Annotated in this window: 22 protein-coding genes; 12 read left to right on the top strand and 10 right to left on the bottom strand. The window is 65.1% G+C overall.

Annotated features, from left to right (window positions below):
• The first annotated feature begins 57 nt into the window (after positions 1-57).
• Together AC3WTE_RS25345 and AC3WTE_RS25340 are read left to right on the top strand one after the other, a co-directional pair.
• On the top strand, positions 58-1,389 hold the full coding sequence (locus AC3WTE_RS25345) for a glycosyltransferase 87 family protein (protein WP_492441966.1): 1,332 nt from the start codon (positions 58-60) through the stop codon (positions 1,387-1,389).
• A 189-nt stretch (positions 1,390-1,578) separates the two neighbouring features.
• On the top strand, positions 1,579-2,370 hold the full coding sequence (locus tag AC3WTE_RS25340; RefSeq protein ID WP_492441983.1) for a polysaccharide deacetylase family protein: 792 nt from the start codon (positions 1,579-1,581) through the stop codon (positions 2,368-2,370).
• A 532-nt stretch (positions 2,371-2,902) separates the two neighbouring features.
• Here AC3WTE_RS25340 and AC3WTE_RS25335 read toward each other — a convergent pair.
• Entirely contained in the window at positions 2,903-3,754 is an 852-nt protein-coding gene (locus AC3WTE_RS25335) for an LLM class F420-dependent oxidoreductase (protein WP_492441964.1), read from the bottom strand.
• A 72-nt stretch (positions 3,755-3,826) separates the two neighbouring features.
• Between AC3WTE_RS25335 and AC3WTE_RS25330 the strand changes: the two genes are divergently transcribed.
• From AC3WTE_RS25330 to AC3WTE_RS25315, 4 genes are read left to right on the top strand one after another with little or no spacing between them, the layout of a single operon-like run.
• Positions 3,827-4,831: a PHP domain-containing protein gene (locus AC3WTE_RS25330; protein WP_492441962.1), complete on the top strand. Its 1,005-nt coding sequence runs from the start codon at positions 3,827-3,829 to the stop codon at positions 4,829-4,831.
• Between the two features lie 10 nt (positions 4,832-4,841).
• On the top strand, positions 4,842-5,264 hold the full coding sequence (locus AC3WTE_RS25325) for a hypothetical protein (RefSeq protein WP_492441960.1): 423 nt from the start codon (positions 4,842-4,844) through the stop codon (positions 5,262-5,264).
• A 29-nt stretch (positions 5,265-5,293) separates the two neighbouring features.
• Positions 5,294-5,614, top strand: coding sequence for a DUF4333 domain-containing protein (locus tag AC3WTE_RS25320; protein ID WP_492441958.1), 321 nt, complete (start codon positions 5,294-5,296; stop codon positions 5,612-5,614).
• Entirely contained in the window at positions 5,611-6,003 is a 393-nt protein-coding gene (locus tag AC3WTE_RS25315) for a hypothetical protein (protein WP_492441956.1), read from the top strand. Before AC3WTE_RS25320 ends, AC3WTE_RS25315 begins: the two co-directional genes overlap by 4 nt.
• Here AC3WTE_RS25315 and dinB read toward each other — a convergent pair.
• Entirely contained in the window at positions 6,000-7,214 is a 1,215-nt protein-coding gene (gene dinB / locus AC3WTE_RS25310; RefSeq protein WP_492441955.1) for a DNA polymerase IV, read from the bottom strand. The genes AC3WTE_RS25315 and dinB overlap by 4 nt on opposite strands.
• A 210-nt stretch (positions 7,215-7,424) precedes the next feature.
• Between dinB and AC3WTE_RS25305 the strand changes: the two genes are divergently transcribed.
• A complete protein-coding gene (locus tag AC3WTE_RS25305) occupies positions 7,425-8,099 on the top strand; it encodes an MspA family porin (RefSeq protein ID WP_492435705.1) in 675 nt (224 codons plus the stop codon).
• Between the two features lie 72 nt (positions 8,100-8,171).
• Positions 8,172-8,831, top strand: a complete 660-nt coding sequence (locus AC3WTE_RS25300) for an MspA family porin (protein WP_492441953.1) — start codon at positions 8,172-8,174, stop codon at positions 8,829-8,831.
• Between the two features lie 33 nt (positions 8,832-8,864).
• Here the strand turns inward: AC3WTE_RS25300 and AC3WTE_RS25295 are convergent, their stop codons facing one another.
• Positions 8,865-9,500, bottom strand: a complete 636-nt coding sequence (locus AC3WTE_RS25295; RefSeq protein WP_492441951.1) for a TetR/AcrR family transcriptional regulator — start codon at positions 9,498-9,500, stop codon at positions 8,865-8,867.
• Positions 9,501-9,578: 78 nt separating this feature from the next.
• Between AC3WTE_RS25295 and AC3WTE_RS25290 the strand changes: the two genes are divergently transcribed.
• Positions 9,579-11,048, top strand: coding sequence for a flavin-containing monooxygenase (locus AC3WTE_RS25290; protein ID WP_492441949.1), 1,470 nt, complete (start codon positions 9,579-9,581; stop codon positions 11,046-11,048).
• An 83-nt stretch (positions 11,049-11,131) separates the two neighbouring features.
• On the opposite strand, the gene rraA is transcribed toward AC3WTE_RS25290, so the two are convergent.
• Genes rraA through AC3WTE_RS25275 form a run of 3 tightly spaced genes read right to left on the bottom strand, consistent with a single transcriptional unit; the run spans position 11,132 to position 12,738 of the window.
• The gene (rraA, locus tag AC3WTE_RS25285; protein WP_492441947.1) at positions 11,132-11,611 is read right to left on the bottom strand and encodes a ribonuclease E activity regulator RraA; all 480 of its coding nucleotides are present in this window, start codon (positions 11,609-11,611) and stop codon (positions 11,132-11,134) included.
• Positions 11,612-11,635: 24 nt separating this feature from the next.
• Complete coding sequence (locus tag AC3WTE_RS25280; RefSeq protein WP_492441945.1) at positions 11,636-12,061, bottom strand: hypothetical protein; 426 nt, start codon at positions 12,059-12,061, stop codon at positions 11,636-11,638.
• Between the two features lie 20 nt (positions 12,062-12,081).
• Entirely contained in the window at positions 12,082-12,738 is a 657-nt protein-coding gene (locus AC3WTE_RS25275) for a DUF6474 family protein (RefSeq protein ID WP_492441943.1), read from the bottom strand.
• A 1,044-nt stretch (positions 12,739-13,782) separates the two neighbouring features.
• Here AC3WTE_RS25275 and AC3WTE_RS25270 point away from each other — a divergent pair.
• The 3 genes from AC3WTE_RS25270 (at position 13,783) to AC3WTE_RS25260 (ending at position 16,243) form a co-directional block, all read left to right on the top strand.
• Positions 13,783-14,529 (top strand): hypothetical protein, encoded by a 747-nt coding sequence (locus AC3WTE_RS25270; RefSeq protein ID WP_492441941.1) that lies wholly within the window; start codon positions 13,783-13,785, stop codon positions 14,527-14,529.
• Positions 14,530-14,591: 62 nt separating this feature from the next.
• A complete protein-coding gene (locus AC3WTE_RS25265; protein ID WP_459367450.1) occupies positions 14,592-15,083 on the top strand; it encodes a DUF955 domain-containing protein in 492 nt (163 codons plus the stop codon).
• Positions 15,080-16,243 carry a hypothetical protein gene (locus AC3WTE_RS25260; RefSeq protein WP_492441939.1) on the top strand — a complete coding sequence of 388 codons (1,164 nt, stop codon included), beginning with the start codon at positions 15,080-15,082 and terminating at the stop codon, positions 16,241-16,243. The genes AC3WTE_RS25265 and AC3WTE_RS25260 overlap by 4 nt, the downstream gene beginning before the upstream one ends.
• 47 nt (positions 16,244-16,290) lie before the next feature.
• Here AC3WTE_RS25260 and AC3WTE_RS25255 read toward each other — a convergent pair whose 3' ends face one another.
• From AC3WTE_RS25255 to AC3WTE_RS25240, 4 genes are all read right to left on the bottom strand, one after another.
• The gene (locus AC3WTE_RS25255; protein ID WP_020099577.1) at positions 16,291-16,689 is read right to left on the bottom strand and encodes a helix-turn-helix domain-containing protein; all 399 of its coding nucleotides are present in this window, start codon (positions 16,687-16,689) and stop codon (positions 16,291-16,293) included.
• A 446-nt stretch (positions 16,690-17,135) separates the two neighbouring features.
• Entirely contained in the window at positions 17,136-17,669 is a 534-nt protein-coding gene (locus AC3WTE_RS25250) for a peptidase (RefSeq protein ID WP_492441937.1), read from the bottom strand.
• A gap of 160 nt (positions 17,670-17,829) precedes the next feature.
• Entirely contained in the window at positions 17,830-18,453 is a 624-nt protein-coding gene (locus AC3WTE_RS25245; protein WP_020099575.1) for a superoxide dismutase, read from the bottom strand.
• Positions 18,454-18,597: 144 nt separating this feature from the next.
• Positions 18,598-18,753: a hypothetical protein gene (locus tag AC3WTE_RS25240; RefSeq protein ID WP_459367447.1), complete on the bottom strand. Its 156-nt coding sequence runs from the start codon at positions 18,751-18,753 to the stop codon at positions 18,598-18,600.
• Between the last annotated feature and the right edge of the window lie 225 nt (positions 18,754-18,978).

Genomic DNA, 18,978 nt, shown 5'->3' with positions numbered 1-18,978 from the left:
GTTTGTTGGCGGAGATTGGTGACAGGCGCCGCCTGCACTGCCCGGTAAAATCGGTCGGTGACCAGTCGGGGAGGGCAGACGGGGCTGCCGCGGCTTGTGGTGTTGGGTGCGGTCGCTGTCGCGATACTGGCCTTGGTGGTGCACAACCAGCTGGTGCCGTTCGACGTGAAGTTCTTCGGATTGCTGGAGAACGACTTCGACCTGTCGACGTACCGCGCTGCGGTAGATGGGCTTTCACACGGCAAGCCGCTGTACGAGACGCCGGCGTTGAAAGAGGCATGGTTCGTCTATCCGCCGTTCGCGACGGTGCTGCTCGCTCCTTTCGCGTGGGCCAGTTTCGAAGCCGCGAAGTGGTCGCTGCTGGTCCTGTCGGTAGGGCTGTTGGCGCTGTTGGCTTGGCGCTTCATGCGATTGGCAGGCGTTCGCTCTGACTGGAGACTGGCGACGGTCAGTGCCGCACTCGGCGTGACGGTCATGGATGTCGAGCCGGTGCAGGCCACGCTCTGGTGGGGACAGATCAACGTGGTTCTTATGGCGATGGTGCTGCTCGATCTGTTGCGGCCCAACGGTTCCCGTTGGCGAGGTGTCGGGTTGGGCCTGGCGGCGGGTATCAAGCTGACGCCGCTGGTGTTCCTGCCCTACCTGCTGCTGACTCGACAATGGCGTGCTTCTGCGGTTGCCACAGGGGCTTTCGTGGTGACGGTGGTCGGTACCTGGCCGTTCCTCTCGAGGGACAGTGGCTGGTTCTGGAGTCATCTCGGAGATACCACGCACATTGCCCATATCGACCACCTGGCAAACCAGTCGATCAATGGCTTCCTCGCTCGCTTCTTCGCACCCCTGCCACGGCCTGAGTGGTTGTGGATCATCTTGAGCCTCTTGGTTCTTGCTGCCGGACTGGCGGTGGCGTACTGGGCCCATCACCGCGGCGAACAGGCCCTGGCGCTGGGGGTGGTGGGCCTGACCGGTTGTACCGTCTCGCCGTTCAGCTGGGCTGCCCACTGGGTGTGGTTCGCACCGGCGATCTTCTGGCTCGTCGGGAAAGCCTGTACGACGCAGGGTGGTTGGGCTCGGGGCTGGATGTACCGTGCTGCCGGCTTGTTCGCGGCGGTATTCATGTGGACGCTGCGCAAACCCGGCCGGAACAACACCACGATGTACTTCAGTGGCGTGTACTGGAACTTCCTTGACCTGCGGCCGTTCTGGATCGGCCAATTAATGAGCGGATGGTATCCGCTGGTGTACCTGTGCTTCCTGATCGGTGCGGTCAGTTGGTTGCGGTTGACTACGTCAGAATCGCGTGTAGTGGGCAGGATGCCCATGACTGCCGACGATCTCGGGGACTACCCGCCGGACTTCCTTGACGACGAGGTGGTTGCTCCCGCATAGATCGGAGGAGGGCCGCGCTTCGGCGCCCAGGGGATGGAGTTGGTAACAGCTCGATACCGCTGGGTGTGTCGCATGAGGCTGGAGTTACTGAAGTTGCACAATGAGTCGGTTCGGGTCCCGATCGACCAGAACTGAATACTTATGGCGAACTACTCCACTACTCCCGGATCCCTGTTCGCCGGCTCCGAGCTGAGCCGGCGACGCTTTTTGGTGGGTTTGTCAGCGTCGGTGGTCGCCGGAGTGGGCTTGGCGCGATGGGCTGTCGACGGGCCGGACGCCACTGTGGCGGCGGCGCCGCCGAAGGCGCCGGCGGAACCGGTCCGGCGTGGCATGGGTTTGGCGTTGCCCGGTGGAGGTGAACTCAGCAGCCTGCCGGATGTCGCCGGCAACCGAGTGGCGATCACGCTCGACGATGGCGTGAGTTCCGAGGTGGTGCGCGCGTACACCAAGCTGGCGCGCGACACCGGGATGCGGCTCACCTACTTCGTCAACGGCAGGTATCAGTCGTGGACCGAGAACCGGGACCTGATGCTGCCATTGGTGGAGTCGGGGCAGATTCAGCTGGGCAACCACACCTGGTCGCACCCGGACCTGGCGAAACTGTCGAAGGACGAGATCGTCGACCAGTTGGAGCGCAATCACAAGTTTCTGCAGTCGACCTTCGGCGTCGACTCTCGGCCGTACTTCCGGCCGCCCTACGGCAGCCACAACGCGATCGTCGACCGGATCGCCGCAGAGCTCGGCTACTCGACGCCGACCATGTGGACGGGATCGCTGGGTGACGAGAACATTGTGACCGAGGATTACATCCTCAAGATGGCGGGCAAGTACTTCACCGGGCAGACGGTGGTCATCGGACACCTGAACCATCTGCCGGTGACGCACGTTTACGGCCAACTGGTCGATCTGCTGAAGGAACGCAACCTGCGCACCGTCACGCTCGACGACGTGTTCCGGAAGCCGCGCGAACTTCCTGTCTGACCCCGATATGTGATGTAGCTCATATTGTCTGGTGGGTCACTTACGCGGAGCTGAATTTCTTAAATTAAGAGAGCCCTAAGGGGCTTCGTGCGCAACATCAATCACACCAGTAACACCAGACACGCAGCTGTTACTTTCGGCGCGCCTCCGGAGGTTTGCCGATGACCGGCGTTGTAATGAAAACGCGGGGGCCGTGCGATAGTCTGGCCCCACGGTGCAACCAATCGCCGACCGCAGGAGTAACCACCGTGTACAACAACCCACTATCGCGTTCGCGCATGGGACGTATTGCCTGGTCCCTGTTCCGCCACCCGGTCAAGAGCCGCGAGTTTCCGGCCAAGAACGAGCGTCTGGTCACCGCGGCGGACATGGTCCGCTTCGGCGTTTAGCGACTGTTCGACCGCCTTGGTCAAGCTCGGTCGGCGGTGACCTCAGCTGATTTGCTGACCGTTACCAATTTGTGACTTCAGCGATAATTAAGAATCTGCGCCCGCCCGGAACCGATTTCTCGGCTCCGGGCGGTTGTCGTATGTCAGGCCGTCTGCAGACCGGAGTCGCGGATCGCCTCGGCAAGGGGTTCGAGTACGGCGGGGTCATGCGGTTGGGGGATATAGATGATCGCCAGATCGAGGCCTTCGGCACTCAGGCCCGCAGCCTCGTCGACCACCTTGCGGTAGTCCCGATCCTGACCCAGCCGGACGTGGGCCGACAGCGTGATCTCCTTGGGATCGCGGCCGATGTCGGCGCAATGTGCGGCGAGGACGTCGCGCTTGCGGGCGAACTCCTCGGGCGGACCGCCGATGAAGTTCCAGTGATCGGCGTATTTGGCGGTGATCTTCAGGGTGCGCTTTTCGCCGCTACCACCGATGCAGAACGGCGGGTGCGGCTGCTGCGGGCCCTTCGGCTCATTGCGGGCGTCCTTGAGCTGGTAGAACTTCCCGTCGAACGTCGTCGTGTCCTGGGTGAGCAGCCCCTTGAGCACAGCACAGGCCTCTTCGAAGCGGTCGAACCGCTCTCTGACGGAGCCCAGTTCGATGCCGTAGGCGCCGGACTCCTCCTCGTTCCAGCCGGCGCCGATTCCCAGTTCGAGGCGACCACCCGAAACGATGTCCAGTGCTGACGCCATGTTGGCCAGGACGGCCGGGTGCCGGTAGTGAATGCCGGTGACCAGCACGCCGACCCGCAGCCGCGTGGTGGCCTGGGCCAGCGCGGTCAGCGTGACCCAGCCCTCCAGGCACGGGCCGCTGGAATCGGAGAAGATCGGATAGAAATGGTCGAAAGTCCAACCGGACTCGAAAACGTCGATATCGTCGGCGGCCTGCCAAACGGCGAGCATGTCCGACCAGGTGGTGTCTTGCGGTGAGGTTTTGAAGGCGAATCGCACGCTTGTTGAAACAAGTCAGGACCGTCGACTAATTCCTGTGAGTTTCCCCGATGCATTGGCAGACTGGACGCCATGGACCCGGTGGACGTGCTGCGGGAGATCGCCTTCTACAAGGACCGCGCGCGCGAAGAAGCGCGCCGCGTCATGGCCTACCGCAAAGCCGCCGACGTAGTTGAGGCACTGAGTCCGGAGCAGCGCGAGAAGCTGGGGCGCACCAATGGCTGGCAGCAACTGGCCGGTGTCGGGCCCAAGACCGCCGCGGTGATCGCCCAGGCATGGGCAGGCCGTGAGCCTGACGCGTTGGTCCAGCTGCGTTCCGCAGCAAACGATTTGGGCGGCGCCGAGCTGCGTCCGGCGCTGAAGGGGGACCTGCACCTGCACTCCAACTGGTCCGATGGCTCGGCGCCGATCAGCGAAATGTTGGCTACTGCACAGCGTTTGGGTCACGAGTACTGCGCACTGACCGATCATTCGCCGCGGCTGACGGTAGCCAACGGGCTGAGTGCGGACCGGCTCCGCCGGCAACTGGACATCATCGATGAAATCCGTGACCGCTTCGCGCCGATGCACATCCTCACCGGTATCGAGGTCGACATCCTCGACGACGGCTCGCTGGATCAGGAACCCGAGTTGCTGGAGCGGCTGGACGTGGTGGTGGCCAGCGTGCACTCCAAACTGTCCATGGATGCCGCCGCGATGACTCGCCGCATGGTCCGCGCGGTGTCCGGCGGCCAGGCGAACGTGTTGGGGCACTGCACCGGCCGCTTGGTGGAAGGCTCACGCGGCGTCCGGCCGGAATCGAAATTCGACGCGGCGACGGTATTCGAAGCATGTGCCGCCAACGGTGTTGCGGTAGAGATCAATTCGCGACCCGAGCGGCGCGACCCGCCGAGCCGGCTGTTGAACCTGGCGTTGGATACCGGTTGCCTGTTCTCGATCGACACCGACGCGCATGCGCCCGGCCAGTTGGATTTCCTCGGCTATGGGGCGCAGCGGGCGCTGGATGCCGGTGTGCCACAGGAGCGGATCGTCAACACCTGGGCGGTCGATCGGTTGCTGTCGTGGACCGGCGCGTAGCGTCGGCCCCATGGTTCTCGGTACCGCCACCGCCGTCACGCTTTTCGCCGCCGGCCTGATCTTCCTGTTGGCCCTGATCCTCGGCATCTGGAAGTACCGGCAGATGGCCGTGGGTCCCGACCACCTGGCGCACCCCTACGTCGACATCGCGCACCGGGCCGCGCTGATGTACTCGTTCTCGACCCTGCTGGTCGCGGTGTTCGTGCGGTTCAGCGCCTGGCCGGCATGGGTGAACCTCACCGCCGCAATGGTTCTGGTGTTCTTCTTCGTCATCGCGATAGCCGCGTACATCCAGCACGGGCTCCGGCGCGACACCACCAACCAGTTCGAGCACTCGAGCGTCGGTCTGCATGCCGGGATGGTGGCGCTGATCCTGGGTGAGGTCGGCGGGTTTCTGGTGCTGCTATCGGGTTTCGTGGTTGCGCAGTTCTGAGCCCGGCGGGGCGGGCATACTCCGTAAGTATGGCTCTTCGATCGAGGACGCGTCGGGTCGCCGCGTTGGCTGCCGCCGGCCTCCTTGCCTCGTGCTCACTGCACATTGGTACCCAGGTGACCACCATGTCCAAAGCCCAGCTGGAGACGGCGGTCAAAGACAACCTGAGCGCCAAAACCGCATCGAAAATCGATTCCGTGGTCTGCGACGGTGGTCTCGAGGGCAAGGTGGGCACGACTCAGACGTGCACCGTGGTCACCGGCGCGAAGTCTCGCCGCGCGATGGTGAAAGTCGCCGACACCCGGGGGTCCGACATCGCACTCAGTATCGAGATCGTTCCCGGTCAGTGACCCTGCACGACTGCCTGTTCCAGTTGAATAGTCCGGCACGCCCATGGCTGGTCCGCGACGGTGCCCTAGAGGGCGTCGACCTGGTGGCCGAGTGGAAGTCCGGCGATCCGGACTGGCGGCAGGTGCTCGAGGACCTCGGGGTGGCCCTGACCTTCCAGATCCATCTGCGACTTGATACCGAGCAGCAACTGCTGCACGTGGTGGATCACCTGGTCGAATGGCGGCAGGATGCCGAGGGGCAGTGGATCGAGTGTCACGACACCGGGGACCTGCAGCTGTTCTGGTCGGGCAACTCGAATTGCATGCACCACCTGATCACGACCGACGACATCAAGATTCCGATCCAGCAGTGCGCTGCCGACGCGGGGTGGACGTACCGGACCGGTTAGTCCGGCAGCATCGGCATTTCCCAGCCCGGATCCGCGCCCACCAGCACCCCGCGTGTCAGACACGCGTTGCCGAACCGCTGACGGATCAGGTCGACGGCGCAGTCCACCGCGGTGGTGTCCGGCTCGCCGCCGAACGGCAGCTCGAGCTGTTCTGTGCCGGCGTTGTCGACGTTCGACACCGAGAACCCCAGCAAGGTGAGCCCGCGTTCGGCGATCAGTGGCCCCGCGGCGGCTACCAATCCGCGTGCCGCCGTGAGGATTTCCTCGGTCGACGCAGTGGCGCGGCGCATGGTGTGCGAACGCGTGGCGCGACCGTAGTCGTCGAACCGCAGCCGCAGGACCACCGTCCGTCCGGTCCGTCCGCTACTGCGCATGCGGCGGGTGATGCGGTCGACCAGGTTGATCACCATGGCGTCGACGTCGTTGTCGGACATGGTGTTTCCGCGCCGTCCCACCGCACGCTGGGCGCCGACGGAACGGCGCCGGACACCGGTGGTGACCCGCCTGCGGTCGATGTTGTGCGACAGCGCGTACAGCTGCCGTCCCATTGCCGCGCCCACCATCACGCCCAGCGCCGACTCGGTCAGCGCGGCGACGTCGGCCACGGTCTCGATGCCATGTTCGCGGAGCTTGTCCGCGGTCTTGGCCCCGACGCCCCAAAGATGTTGGACCGGCAACGGATGCAGGAATGCCAGCTCCCGGTCCGGCGGCACCAGCAGGAGCCCGTCGGGCTTGGCCTCCCGGCTCGCCACCTTGGCCAGAAACTTGGTGCGGGCGATGCCAACGGTGATCGGCAGCCCCACACGTTCGCGGACCGCCTCGCGCAGCGTCGCGCCGATCTGGACCGGGGTGCCCGACACCCGGCCGAGGCCGCTGACGTCGAGGAAGGCCTCGTCGACCGACAGTGGTTCGACGACTGGCGTGGTGTCAGCGAAAACCCGGAAAACCTCCCGGCTCGCCTCCGAGTACGCGGACATGCGCGGCGGCACGACGACGGCCTGCGGGCAGAGGTTGCGGGCCTGGTGACCGCCCATCGCGGTGCGCACACCGAAGGCCTTGGCCTCGTAGCTGGCAGCGAGCACCACGCCTGCGCCGACGATCACCGGCCGACGGCGCAGCGACGGATCGTCGCGCTGTTCGACCGAGGCGTAGAACGAATCGAGGTCGGCATGCAGGATGTTGGCCTCCGCGTGCGCTTCGGCATTCGACACGACATCTAGTTTCGCACACACGTTCGAGAAGTGGAAGATTCGGCCAACGTTGGGCGCATTAGGTGTGAAAACTCTCACGCCGGGCTTGATGGCAGTGTGAACAGCTCCTTACTGCGCGGATACGGATAGGAAATCGGATCAGGTCGCCGTCCTGACATCGTCTGGCTACTCACAGCGAAAGGCACACCTATCTTGTCGAACCGTTTTGCCATGTTGGCAGCCCTTTGCGTGGTGCTCCCGGTCGGCACCGCGCCGCTGGCACTCGCTGACCCGCCGGCCGATCCCGCCGCCCCCGTGCAGCCCGCCGGCAACCCCGGCCCGCCGCCCCCAGGCGAAGGCGCCGTGCCCTCGGCACCGGCCGGTGTCCTGGACACCCCCGACGGCTGGCACCTGTCAGTCGTGGGCAGCAACGAAACCCAGCTGCCGGTCGCCCCGCTGACCACCGCCCTGTCCTCACGTGAGTACTGGGTCGCCGGCACCTTCACCGGCACCGTCACCGGCGGCGGAAAGACCAAGCTCGCCGGCGGCACCCTGGAAGCCGGTGAGCAGATCGGCTGCGGCATCATCTCCGACGAAACCGAGATCAACCCCGGTATCAGCTTCACCCCGGGCATCAAGATTCCGTTCGCCGGCACCGACCCCAGCCTGGGCACCGGCATCAGCCTGCAGGGCAAGGTCTACCTCAAGCCCGGCACCGTGACCACCGTCGCGATCGACAAGAAGTCGTTCAAGGGCACCACCGCCCGCGTCAGCATCACCGGCGTGCGGATCAAGACCGACCAGTGCGCCGGCCAGTCCTTCATCCGGTCCTACGCCACCTTGACCAGCTCCACCGACAACACCGACGACGTCATCACCTACCTCGGCGTCACCAAGTCCGTGTAGGTCAGCCCGATTGCCTTGCAGCGCTGAGCTTTCCAGTTTTTTCGATCTGAGCTTCCGAGAGGTGCCGTACCCATGTTGAATCGTGTTGTTGTCTTGTTCGCCGCCGGCGTGTTGTCGTCGGCAGCCGTTGCGTCGCCCGCACTGGCCGACCCCATCGACCCGGTCGACCCGCCGCCGGACACGGGGCTGGTGGCCTCGGAAGAACCGGCGACGGTCACGACCCCCGACGGCTGGATCCTCACCGTGGTGGCGAAGAACGAGACCGAACTCCCCGTCGCACCTCTCACGACCGCGGTCAGCTCGCGCGAGTACCTGGTGGGCGGCACCTTCACCGGCACCGTGGCCGGTAGCGGCAAGACCACGCTCAATGGCGGCACGCTGGAGGCCGGCTACCAGATCGGCTGCGGCATGGAGCTCGGCATGGTGAAGCTGATCGGCTCGGTCGGTGTCAGCACCTCGGGTTCCACCCTGGCCGGCCTCATCCCGACCGGCGTGAGCGTCCCGATCCAGGGCCAGATCGAAGTCCACCCGAAGCCGGGCACGGTCACCACCGTGCCCGTCGACAAGAAGTCGTTCAAGTCCGCACCGGTCCGCGTCACCCTCAAGGACACCCACGTCAAGGTCGACGGCTGCCTCGGGCAGTCGTTCCTGCGGTCGTATGCGTTGCTGACGAGCTCCACCAGCGACACCGACGACGTCGTGGCCTACTACGGCGTCACCAAGTCGGTTTGACGGATAGGCCTTCGGGTCTTCCGCGTCGGTTACTCAGCTGCCGTAGATGCTGTTCAGCCAAATGTGGGTGAGGGTGTTCACCACGTCGTCGTGAGCGACGGCACCCGGCTCACCGGCCAAGGTGGCCATGATCATGCGCTCGTTCATGAGATTGAGCGAGGTCGCGAGGTCGCGGGCCGGCATGGTCTCCGGGGCGGCGCCGCGGGCGCGTTCTGCGGCGATCAGGGCGGCGGTCAGGTTGATCCACTTCTGCATGAGGCCGGCCCAGAACTCGCGGAATTCGGGAACCGTTCTGACCGCTTCGACGCCCGCCCGGGCGGTGGCGGGGTGGGAGCCGAATGAGCTGAAGAAGATCTCGATGCCGTGCCGGATGGCCTCCTTGGGGTCGGCCGGCATGTCTTCGAGTGCGCCGTCGAACCCGGTATCGGCGCGCTTGATCAGTGGATCGAGCAGCGACAGCAGCACCGCTTCCTTGGACGAGAAGTAGAAGTAGAACGTCGGCCGCGAGATGCCGGCGCCTTTGGCCAGGTCATCGACGGAAATCTCCGCAAACGCGCGCTGCTGCAAAAGCGTTGTCGCGGTGGCCAGAATGGCGGCTTCGCGATCGTCACCCGAGGGTCGAGTCGCACGTCGGCCCCGGGGTGTCCGGGTCTGTGCGGCGGTACTCACGCAGCTGAGCCTAACAGTTTGTCGAGTTTTTCAACACGCTGTTGACCGACTCAACACCGCGTTGATACCGTCGGTACCATGATCGAACACTTCGATGTTGTCATCGTCGGCGCCGGGATCTCCGGCATCAGCACCGCCTGGCATCTCCAGGACCGCTGCCCCACCAAGAGCTACGTGATCCTGGAGCGCCGGGAGAACATCGGTGGCACCTGGGACCTGTTCAAGTACCCGGGCATCCGCTCCGACTCGGACATGTTCACTCTCGGCTTCCGGTTCAAGCCGTGGGAGTCGGCCAAGTCGATCGCCGATGGCCAGTCGATCTGGAACTACATCAACGAGGCCGCCGACGAGAACGGCATCCGGCAGCACATCCGCACCGGCCAGCAGGTGACCTCGGTGGACTGGTCGGACGCCGAAAACCGCTGGACCATCACCATCACCGCCGGTGGCGAGGAAAAGCAGATCACCGCGTCGTTCCTGTCGGTGTGTAGCGGCTACTACAACTACGACGAGGGCTACTCGCCCGAGTTTCCGGGCGCTGCCGACTTCAAGGGACAGATCGTGCACCCGCAGCACTGGCCCGAGGACCTGGACTACACCGGCAAGAATGTCGTCGTGATCGGTTCCGGCGCAACGGCCGTCACCCTGATCCCGTCACTCGTGAACGGTGGCGTCGGCCACGTGACAATGCTGCAGCGGTCGCCCACGTACATCGGCGCGCTGCCGCTCGAGGACCCGGTGGCCAAGCAGGCCAACAAGTACCTGCCGAAGCACCTGGCGCACTTCGTGAACCGCTGGAAGCAGATCGGTTACAGCACTGGGCAGTACCAGCTTGCCCGCAAGTTCCCGGCCGTGTTCAAGAAGGCGCTGCGCGAGATGGCGACCCGACGCCTGCCCGAAGGCTTCGACTACGACAAGCACTTCAGCCCGCGCTACAACCCGTGGGACGAGCGAGTCTGCTTGGCGCCGAACGGCGATCTGTTCAAGGCCATCCGCTCGGGCAAAGCCGGCGTCGTCACCGACACCATCGAGACCTTCACCGAGAACGGCATCAAGCTGAGCTCGGGCGAGGAGCTGCAGGCCGACATCATCGTCACCGCAACAGGTTTGAACATGCAGCTGTTCGGTGGCGCGGTCGCGCACCGCAACGGTGAGCCGATCGACCTGCCCTCGTGCATGACCTACAAGGGCCTCATGCTCTCAGGCGTCCCGAACATGGCGATCACCTTCGGGTACACCAACGCGTCTTGGACCCTCAAGGCCGACCTGGTCTCGGAGTTCATCTGCCGCGTGCTGAACTACATGGACGCCAACGGGTTTGACCGCGTCGAGCCGCAGCACCCGGGTAACAGCGTCGACGAGCTGCCGTTCATGGACTTCACCCCGGGCTACTTCAAGCGGGCCATGGACAGCCTGCCCAAGTCGGGTTCGGAAGCGCCGTGGAAGCTGAAGCAGAACTACTTCTTCGACATGCGGACCATCCGGTACGGCAAGGTCGACGAGCAGGCCCTGCAGTTCACGAAACACCGGGTCGCCGTGAACGCGTAGTTCACTGACCTACAGTCGCGAAAACCCCCAAAGTCAAAGGATTTTGGGGGTTTTCGCGTTGCCGCGAGTGGGTCCGGTTTGGATCAGGAGGAGACGACGACGATGCCGTCCTCGTCGCAGTAAGCGATGTCACCCGGGACGAAGGTGACGCCGCCGAAGGTGACCTCGACGTCGCGCTCGCCGGCACCGGTCTTGGTGCCCTTGCGGGGGTTGGTGCCCAGGGCCTTGATGCCGACGTCGATGGTGCGCAGCGTCGCGGCGTCACGCACCGGTCCGTTGACGACGACACCGGACCAGCCGTTGTCGTGAGCCAGGCCGGCGATGATGTCGCCGACGAGGGCGGTGTGCAGGGATCCGTCGCCGTCGACCACGAGGACGCCGCCGTCGCCCGGCGTGGACAGGATGGACTTGAGCAGGGCGTTGTCCTGGAAGCACTTCACCGTGGTGATCCGGCCGGCGAACATGGTCCGACCGCCGTAGTTCTGCAGCTGCAGATCGCAGCTACGGACATCGGGATAGATCTCGTCGACGAGGTCAGCGGTGGCGCGGGGTTCGATGGTCACCCGCTGATTATCTCAGGGGCGCTGTCAGTCCGCGGCGCGGCGTCGGACCAGCAGCACGACGAGCAGGGCCAGCACGCTCGCGGCGATGATCGCGGGCGCCGGCACTCGCGAGCGCTGGGGAGCGGGCGGAGCCAGCGTGAGGATGGGCAGCGGGGCCTGAGGCTCGGGAGTCGGGGCCGTGGGCTCGGGTTCGGGTGCCGGCGGCTGCGGTGGCGCGACCTTCGGCGGAGCCTTCTTCGCGGGCGCCTTCTTGGCCGGGGCGGTGGTGGCAGCCTTCTTGGCGGGCGTCTTCTTCGCCGGCACCTTCTTGGCGGGTGCCTTTTTGGCAGCGGCTTTTTTCGCCGGCGTCTTTTTGACGGGGGCCTTCTCGGCCGGTGCCTTATCGGCGGGTGTCTTCTTCGCCGGAACGCTGGGCGGCGTCTCGTCGGGGGAATTCTGCTCGTCTGCCATGCGGATGCTCCTCCGAGCGGTTACGACACCCCGAGCCGGGCGAGGACGTCCGCGTCGATGCCGTTGAGTTGGTTGTCGATGGCTGCGTGCGCGGTCCGTCGCTGCGGAGCCGGCATGTTCTCCGCTGCCGTCACCGCGGCGGAAAGGTCGGCCAGCTTGCTCGTCAGCGTCGTCACGAACTGCTTGGTCTCGGCGTCCTTGGGCTTGTTCTCGGCCACCTGGCGCAGCGAGCGCTCGGCTCCCGCGATTCGCGCGGACAGCGCGCCTCCGGTGCCGGAGAACTGGCCGATCTGGCTCAGCGGCACACCCAGCTGGTCTGCGCGGCGCTGGTCCAGAACTCCCCGCGCGGCGATCGCCGCCCGGTACGCCACAGGCACGACGACGGGGGCGAGGATTCGCGACACCAGCAGCAGCCGGCGAATCTTGGTCGGCGACAGCAGCTTGCCCTCGCGGGCGGCTTGCAGCTGCGTTTCAGCAACTTTGAGCGCCATCTTGTCGCTGTCGCGCTGGGCTTTGACGCCGGCCCGGTCGCGCTTCGTTTGCCGACGGCCGTCCGCCTTGATGCGACGGGCCTCGTTCCGCGCGGACAGCTTCGCCTCGAGTTTTGCCTTCGCCTTGATCGCCTTCGCCTCGGCGCGGCGGGTTGCCCGGCTCTTGCGTCGCTTGAACAGGCCCATTCTCCGCTGACCTCCCGGTCTCCTCGACACGTGTGCACGATCTTGCTGCGATTGGTGTCGTCACCTTATCGTCCGTGGGCTGGAATCGGGCACCGGGTCGCGCGTCGAATTCGGGCGCAATTCAAGGGTGGAATTTCCCACATTTCTCGCTACTTTATCCAGCAAACAAAGTCCGGCGGCTGTGAGACAATTATTCGGAATTCATCTGAGCGGGTTTTTGATGCCATGAAAGCGGAGGGGACGATGGCGCCACGCCAACGCATAGCTACAGCTGCCGCTCTGATGGCATCTGGGCTGTTGATCGCTGGCATGGGAGGCGCGAACGCCTTCGCTGATTCTGCAGGTTCGGGTGGTGGCTCGAGTGACCACAGTGGCGGTGCTGCTCGCGACTCCAAGAAGCCCGATGGCAGCTCAGCCGCTGGTGGCGGGCATGGGAACCCCGGCCGGACGACCAAGCCGGCCGGCGGCCAGTCCGACGCCCCGTCCGCCGATAATGCCGATTCGGGCATGAAAAAGGATAAGCGCGACACATCCGGCAGCGTTGCTCACGGTGGTTCGCGAACCGGTGTCCAGGGTCCGGGTAATGCCGGCGAATCGGGCAAAAATGCGTCCCAAAATAATCCTCCCAGCAAACAAAATGCAGGTAGTTCCCCGGGTCGATCCGAGGAATCCGGAACAGCGAACCCGGCTGCTGGCGAACATCAGCCGTCGGCAGGCTCGTCGACGCAGCAGACCGAAACGGGGACGACGGGCAGTACCACGGCGCCGGCAACGACGGGCGCGACAAGCCAACCCGCTCCGACCGGCGCAACCGAACCGACGAGCGCGACCGGTCCGGCGCCGGCGACCGCGGTGGGCCTCCCCAGTCTTCGGCTCCCCAGCCTCCCGGGCCTCCCCGACATCCCGGGCCTCCTCGGCCTCCCGGCCTTTCCCCACCTTCCTGCGCTGCCGAGCCTGCCTGCCCTCCCGGCCCCGAGTGGCGTCACTTCCGGAAGCGGTTCGGCCAGCCCCGCGTCGTCGGCGTTGCCCACCACAGCGCCCACCATGGCGCCCCCCAAGACGACTCCCGCCCCGACGACCACCCTCAACCTGATGGGCCTCACGTTCTCCCTGCCGTCCGCTGCGGTCCAAATGACCCCGACCGGCACCGTGCAGAGCGTGGACCTGACGAAGATTCCGCTGGCATCGCTGGTACCGAGATTGCCGCTGTGGGACCAGCTCCCGCAGCTTCCCGACATGTCGAACATTCCGGTACTCGCGCAGCTGGCCGCTATCCCGGTTTTCGTGCTCGCCCACTTCGAGCCGGTGTACGACTTCGTCGCGGGCCTCACCAACGCGACGCTCGACGCGGCGACCTCGCTGCCGTTCATGCAGACATCGCTGTCGATGCTGAGCGGGCAAGCCGTGCCGACCATGAATCTCGGACGGCAGAACCGCATGCCCGCGCCGGCGGCGAGCTTGCCGTCGGCGCCCGTGCTGGACACGCCCGCGTTTCCCGCACTGAAACTCGACAGCCCGGTCGTCGTCAGTGCCCCGGCGGAAATCCCGGTGGTGCGGTCACCACAACCGACCACATTCGGCGCCAAGAACGAGATCGTCGCCGACTCCGCGTTCCGCGCCGGATATCCTGATTACCTGCGCGCAGCCGGTCTCAGTGAGGTCGCGGCGGTGGCCGTCCCAGGCTTCACGGGCATCCTCATTCTGACGGGGGCCGGTGGGCTGGTCGGATACCGGCAGGCGCGCGCAGGTCATGTGGTCCGCCGCAGCGGCACCGCACGATTTATGACCTGACCGAACGGGGCTGCGGCACAATTGATGGCAGCCGTGCCAATCGTAGTGAAAGGGGGTTCGGCATGCCCGCGAGCCGCCGCGTCACACGCGCAGTCAATTCGGTGCTGGATCTGGCTCCGCGACGTGGTGAAGTCTCACTTGCCCGTCTTGTCGAAGCCGTCAGTGAAGATCGTGGCCGCCCGATCGAGGTGACCATGGCCGACCTGCCCTCCGGGGTGTGCGGACAGTGGCGCCAGTACAACGACCGTGACGTGTTCCTTTTGCAGAAGGGACTGCCGGCCGGTGACAGGACCCTCGCTCACGAGCTCGGTCACCTGGTGCTCGGCCATGACGGCGTCTCGGTCGCCGAGGCGGCCCGCGAGACCACGGAACTGGCCAGTTCGGATCTGATCGCTTACATGCTGAACCAGCGAACCGGCTGCATGGGACCGGCCGGTGAAGAGGCTGAACAGGAAGCCGAAGACTTCGCCGCGCTGCTGATTCACCGGTTGGGCCGCCTGCCTTCTGACCGCTCCTCGATCGTCCAGATCCGTCTCGGCGAGGCGTTTGGTTGATCATCTGGGTAATCGCCGGCCTGCTCGGCCTGGCGACCGGCCTGCGTATCGGTTGGGCCCTGGTCAACAAGCAGTCGCTCGTCAGCGCAGCGATGATCGTGGCGCTCGGCAGTCTGGGGTTGGTCGCGGCACTGAACTGGGAGCCGCTCACGCTGCTGCTCGACACGATCCTGCACTGGCCCAACGTGTCCAGCATGCTCAGTCAGGTGGCGCTGATCGCCTGTGCCGCCGGCAGCTGCGTGATGATCACGTCGGCGTCGTCCAGTCGCAAGCCACAGGCCATCCGCCGCATCGCTCTGGTCCAGTACGGCGTCGCCGGGGCGATCGCGGTGCTCACGTTGGTGCTGTTCTTCCTGACCCCGCAGCAGCCGGAGATGGCACCGGAGGAGTACCTGCGCAGAAATCTCGGGTCGGGTGGCAACTCGTTGTCGTGGCTGCTGCCGTTGTTGTACGTGCTGCTGGCGCTTACGCTCGTGGCGTGGGCCGGGGTGCGCAACTCCAACCGGACCCGGCGCGGCCGGGCGCTGTTCGTGTTCAGCGTCGGCATCGTGCTGATCGTGCTGGCCAGCGCCTTCATCCTGCTGCGCGCCGTCGGCAGCACCCAGCTGGTGGGCGTCGGGGCCGCAGCGACCATCCTCGGCTGCGCCATGCTGGTGGTGGCCAGCGGCTCGCTGCTGCCCAGCGTCGAGGATTGGTTCGGGGCGCGGCGGGAACTGCGGACCATCGCTCCGCTGCTCGCAGAGCTCAGTCGCCGTCATCCGAACATCGGCATCGGTGAGCGTCCGCGCGGCCCGCTGCTGTTCCGGGTCGCCGAGCAGATGTCGCTGATTTCCGATGCGCTGTACCTGGAAGCCACGGCCATCCTGGACGGTGGCCATATTGCGGACACCGAGCGCGTCGACGTGGCACCGGACGCCCAGGCGCGGCGCGTGGCCGGCTGGATTTACGACGGTCGCAGCGACCGGCCGAAGGGCGGGTCGCGAACGAAGTTCCCCGGCCCGGCCTGGCTGCGGCAGCCGACGACGTATTCGGATCGTGAATGGATCCTGGCGATTGCCGCGCAGTACCGGGAGCTGGATCGGCAGGGGAAGGCTGATGCGACCGGAACGGCCGCCAAGGCGTCTGTAAGCCGGGTTAAAGCAGTACGACCAGCGGATTAACGGAATCCGCTGGTCGTATTGTGGTTAGCCCGATCGGGCTAACCGGATTAGCTGTCGAGGTTCTCTTGACGACGCAGCTCGTCGACCTTGTCGGCGAGGTCCTTCTTGGCTTCAGGGGACAGGCCGACGGTGCGAGCGGCAATGCGGCGGATGCCCTCGTCGCGCATGTTGGCGAGCCAGGTCAGCTCCTTGTCGAGCTTCTCGTAGTACTCGTCGTCGGTGAAGTAGGCCGGCTTGATCCGGAAGAAGTTGGCAAGCGCGGCCATGGTCGCGACAGACGGGTTGGTCCGGTTGCCCGAACGCAGCTGCGACAGGTACGGGGCGGACATGGTCACACCTTCGGCCTTGAGTGCAGCGATGACCTCGGCAGATGTGTGGGCACCGCGTCCTGGCGGGTAGACGGTGTCAAACAGCCGGTTCAGCCGAGCGGCGAACGTCATGCTCATCGGTTATTCCTCCACTTAGCGATATCTGCAGGCGTCAGTGTCACTATTTGCTGACTATCGTAGCGAGAGTTGCGCCGAGAGCCAAGTGCAAACCAGGGAAAACTCGATCCAGCTACCATATTTGTCTGTCGAAAAGCCTGCGAGCTGGGATTCCGGGTGCGGATCCGAGCGCTCACCTGGGGCTGGGTGAAGCAAATTTTGACGCGTATGCTATTTTGCCCGGACTTTGGCAACATGTCGCGTCGCAGTCTCTGTCGGGCGGTGGACGATTCAGCAATCCGGGAGCGGGGCGGTCGGTGTCGTCCGGAGTATTTGCCGTCAGCGTACCGGGAATTAACCGTGGCGGCATGACGCGGTAACCGCGCATGCCGGTTGTCGAGCCACCGAAGCGGCATGCCGAGGCGTGGCGGAAAAGTGGGCTGCTTTGCTGTTAACCCACTGTTGGGTCAGGCGGCAAGCAGCATCGCCAGTATCGCGGTATCGGGGTGGCTGATGGGGTCCACGCCGACCCGGCTGACCATCGAGGTGATGGTGCCGTCCGCCTCGGCTTCGACCCAGGCGGCGCGGTGATCAAGTCCCAGGTAAGGCAGTCCGGGTAGCAGCAGACAGCCCGACGCGGCGCCGCGGCACTCGGGGAGCGACGGTGTCGTCTCGGCGGGAGGATGGAGCATCAGCAGTGCCGGCGGTTGGTGGTCGGCGAAGTATCCGGGTGGCACCGCAGTTTCGCCAACAACGGGACCTTCGGCGAGAACCAGCCCGACCGTCCCAGGCTGTGGATGTTCTGGAAGTTCTTCGCGCGCGCCGAAGATGGTGGTGGTTGCCAGCAGGCCGGGCAGGGAGGCCACCTGTACCGCGACCATCAATAGCTGGGCCCATTCCTTGGTGGAATCGGGCCACCGCCCGGAGACCACGAAGCCCTTCAGCGCTCCGCCGGAATGGAACGGCGCAATTTCGACCGGTTGACCAGACGCGCTGTCCATGGCTGCCTCCGAGGGCTCGATCAATACACCAGGGTCCGGCAGGCACGGGTTAGCACGCAAGAGTGCCCGAGTGCCAGGTGTTTCCCCTGAGTCCATTGTGAACGAGAACGGGGCGCCGCGCAGAAGCGCGACGCCCCGTTAACGAACCGGAAACGCGAGATCAGCCGAAGATGAGGCCGTTGGTCTTCGTGGTGGCAGCGGCGAAGCGCTCCTGCACGTCGGCCCAGTTGACGACGTTCCAGAACGCCTTGACGTAGTCGGCCTTCACGTTCTTGTACTGCAGGTAGAAGGCGTGCTCCCACATGTCGACCTGCAGCAGCGGAATGATGCCGAGCGGCACGTTGGCCTGCTGGTCGTACAGCTGGAAGGTCAGCAGCCGGCCGCCGAGGCTGTCGTAGCCCAGCACCGCCCAGCCGGAGCCCTGGAGGCCGTTGGCGGCCGCGGTGAACTGTGCGCGGAACTTGTCGAACGAACCGAACTGGTCGTCGATGGCCGCGGCCAGCTCGCCGGTCGGCTTGTCGCCGCCGTTGGGGGACAGGTTCTTCCACCAGATCGAGTGGTTGACGTGGCCGCCGAGGTGGAAGGCCAGGTTCTTCTCGTTCAGGAAGATCGCGGCGTGGTCGTCTCCGGCCCGTGCCTCTTCAAGCTTGGCCACCGCATCGTTGACGCCCTTGACGTAGGCCGCGTGGTGCTTGCTGTGGTGGATTTCGTTGATCTGACCGGAGATGTGCGGCTCCAGGGCGCCGTAGTCGTAGTCCAGTTCCGGCAGGGTGTACTCAGCCACAGGATTCCTTCCTTAGATGATCGCGTGCGGGATCAACGACCCTAGTTGGGGTTCGTCCACAGATCCGAGACCACATTGCTCCATCGGTGCGCACACCGCAAGGACGCCCCCGTAACAGGGGTGTGGTCGGCGCCTGTCGGGGCTTTAGACCAGAACGATCAGAACGAGCACGACGAGCAGGACCAGCGCGATGATGCCGGCGCGGATGCAGGCGATCAGTTGGCTTTGGGTGCGGGGCGGGAAAGCAGAATGCCACTCCGGCGATGCGCCGGAGCCCGGACGCAACGGATGTGCCGCCATTGCATACTCCCTGACCTGCCAGAACAACCCTGAGTTCCCGTTTCGAGCGGAGTGAGGATTGTCACAACCGGATGTTGTGACGCCGATCATAACCATTTGCCGGCGGGAGGGGGAAATCGGGCGCCATCGGCGGTGGGTCGGCTTTTGCGCCGCCGGAATTACTTAGCTCGGCAAGCTTTTTCGCTCGTGCCGCACATCGGCCTGTTGATCAATTGGGACCAATGG

The sequence above is a fragment of the Mycobacterium sp. FW102-FHT13B02 genome, from assembly GCF_058790275.1.
This window is presented reverse-complemented; position numbering and strand designations above follow the sequence as displayed.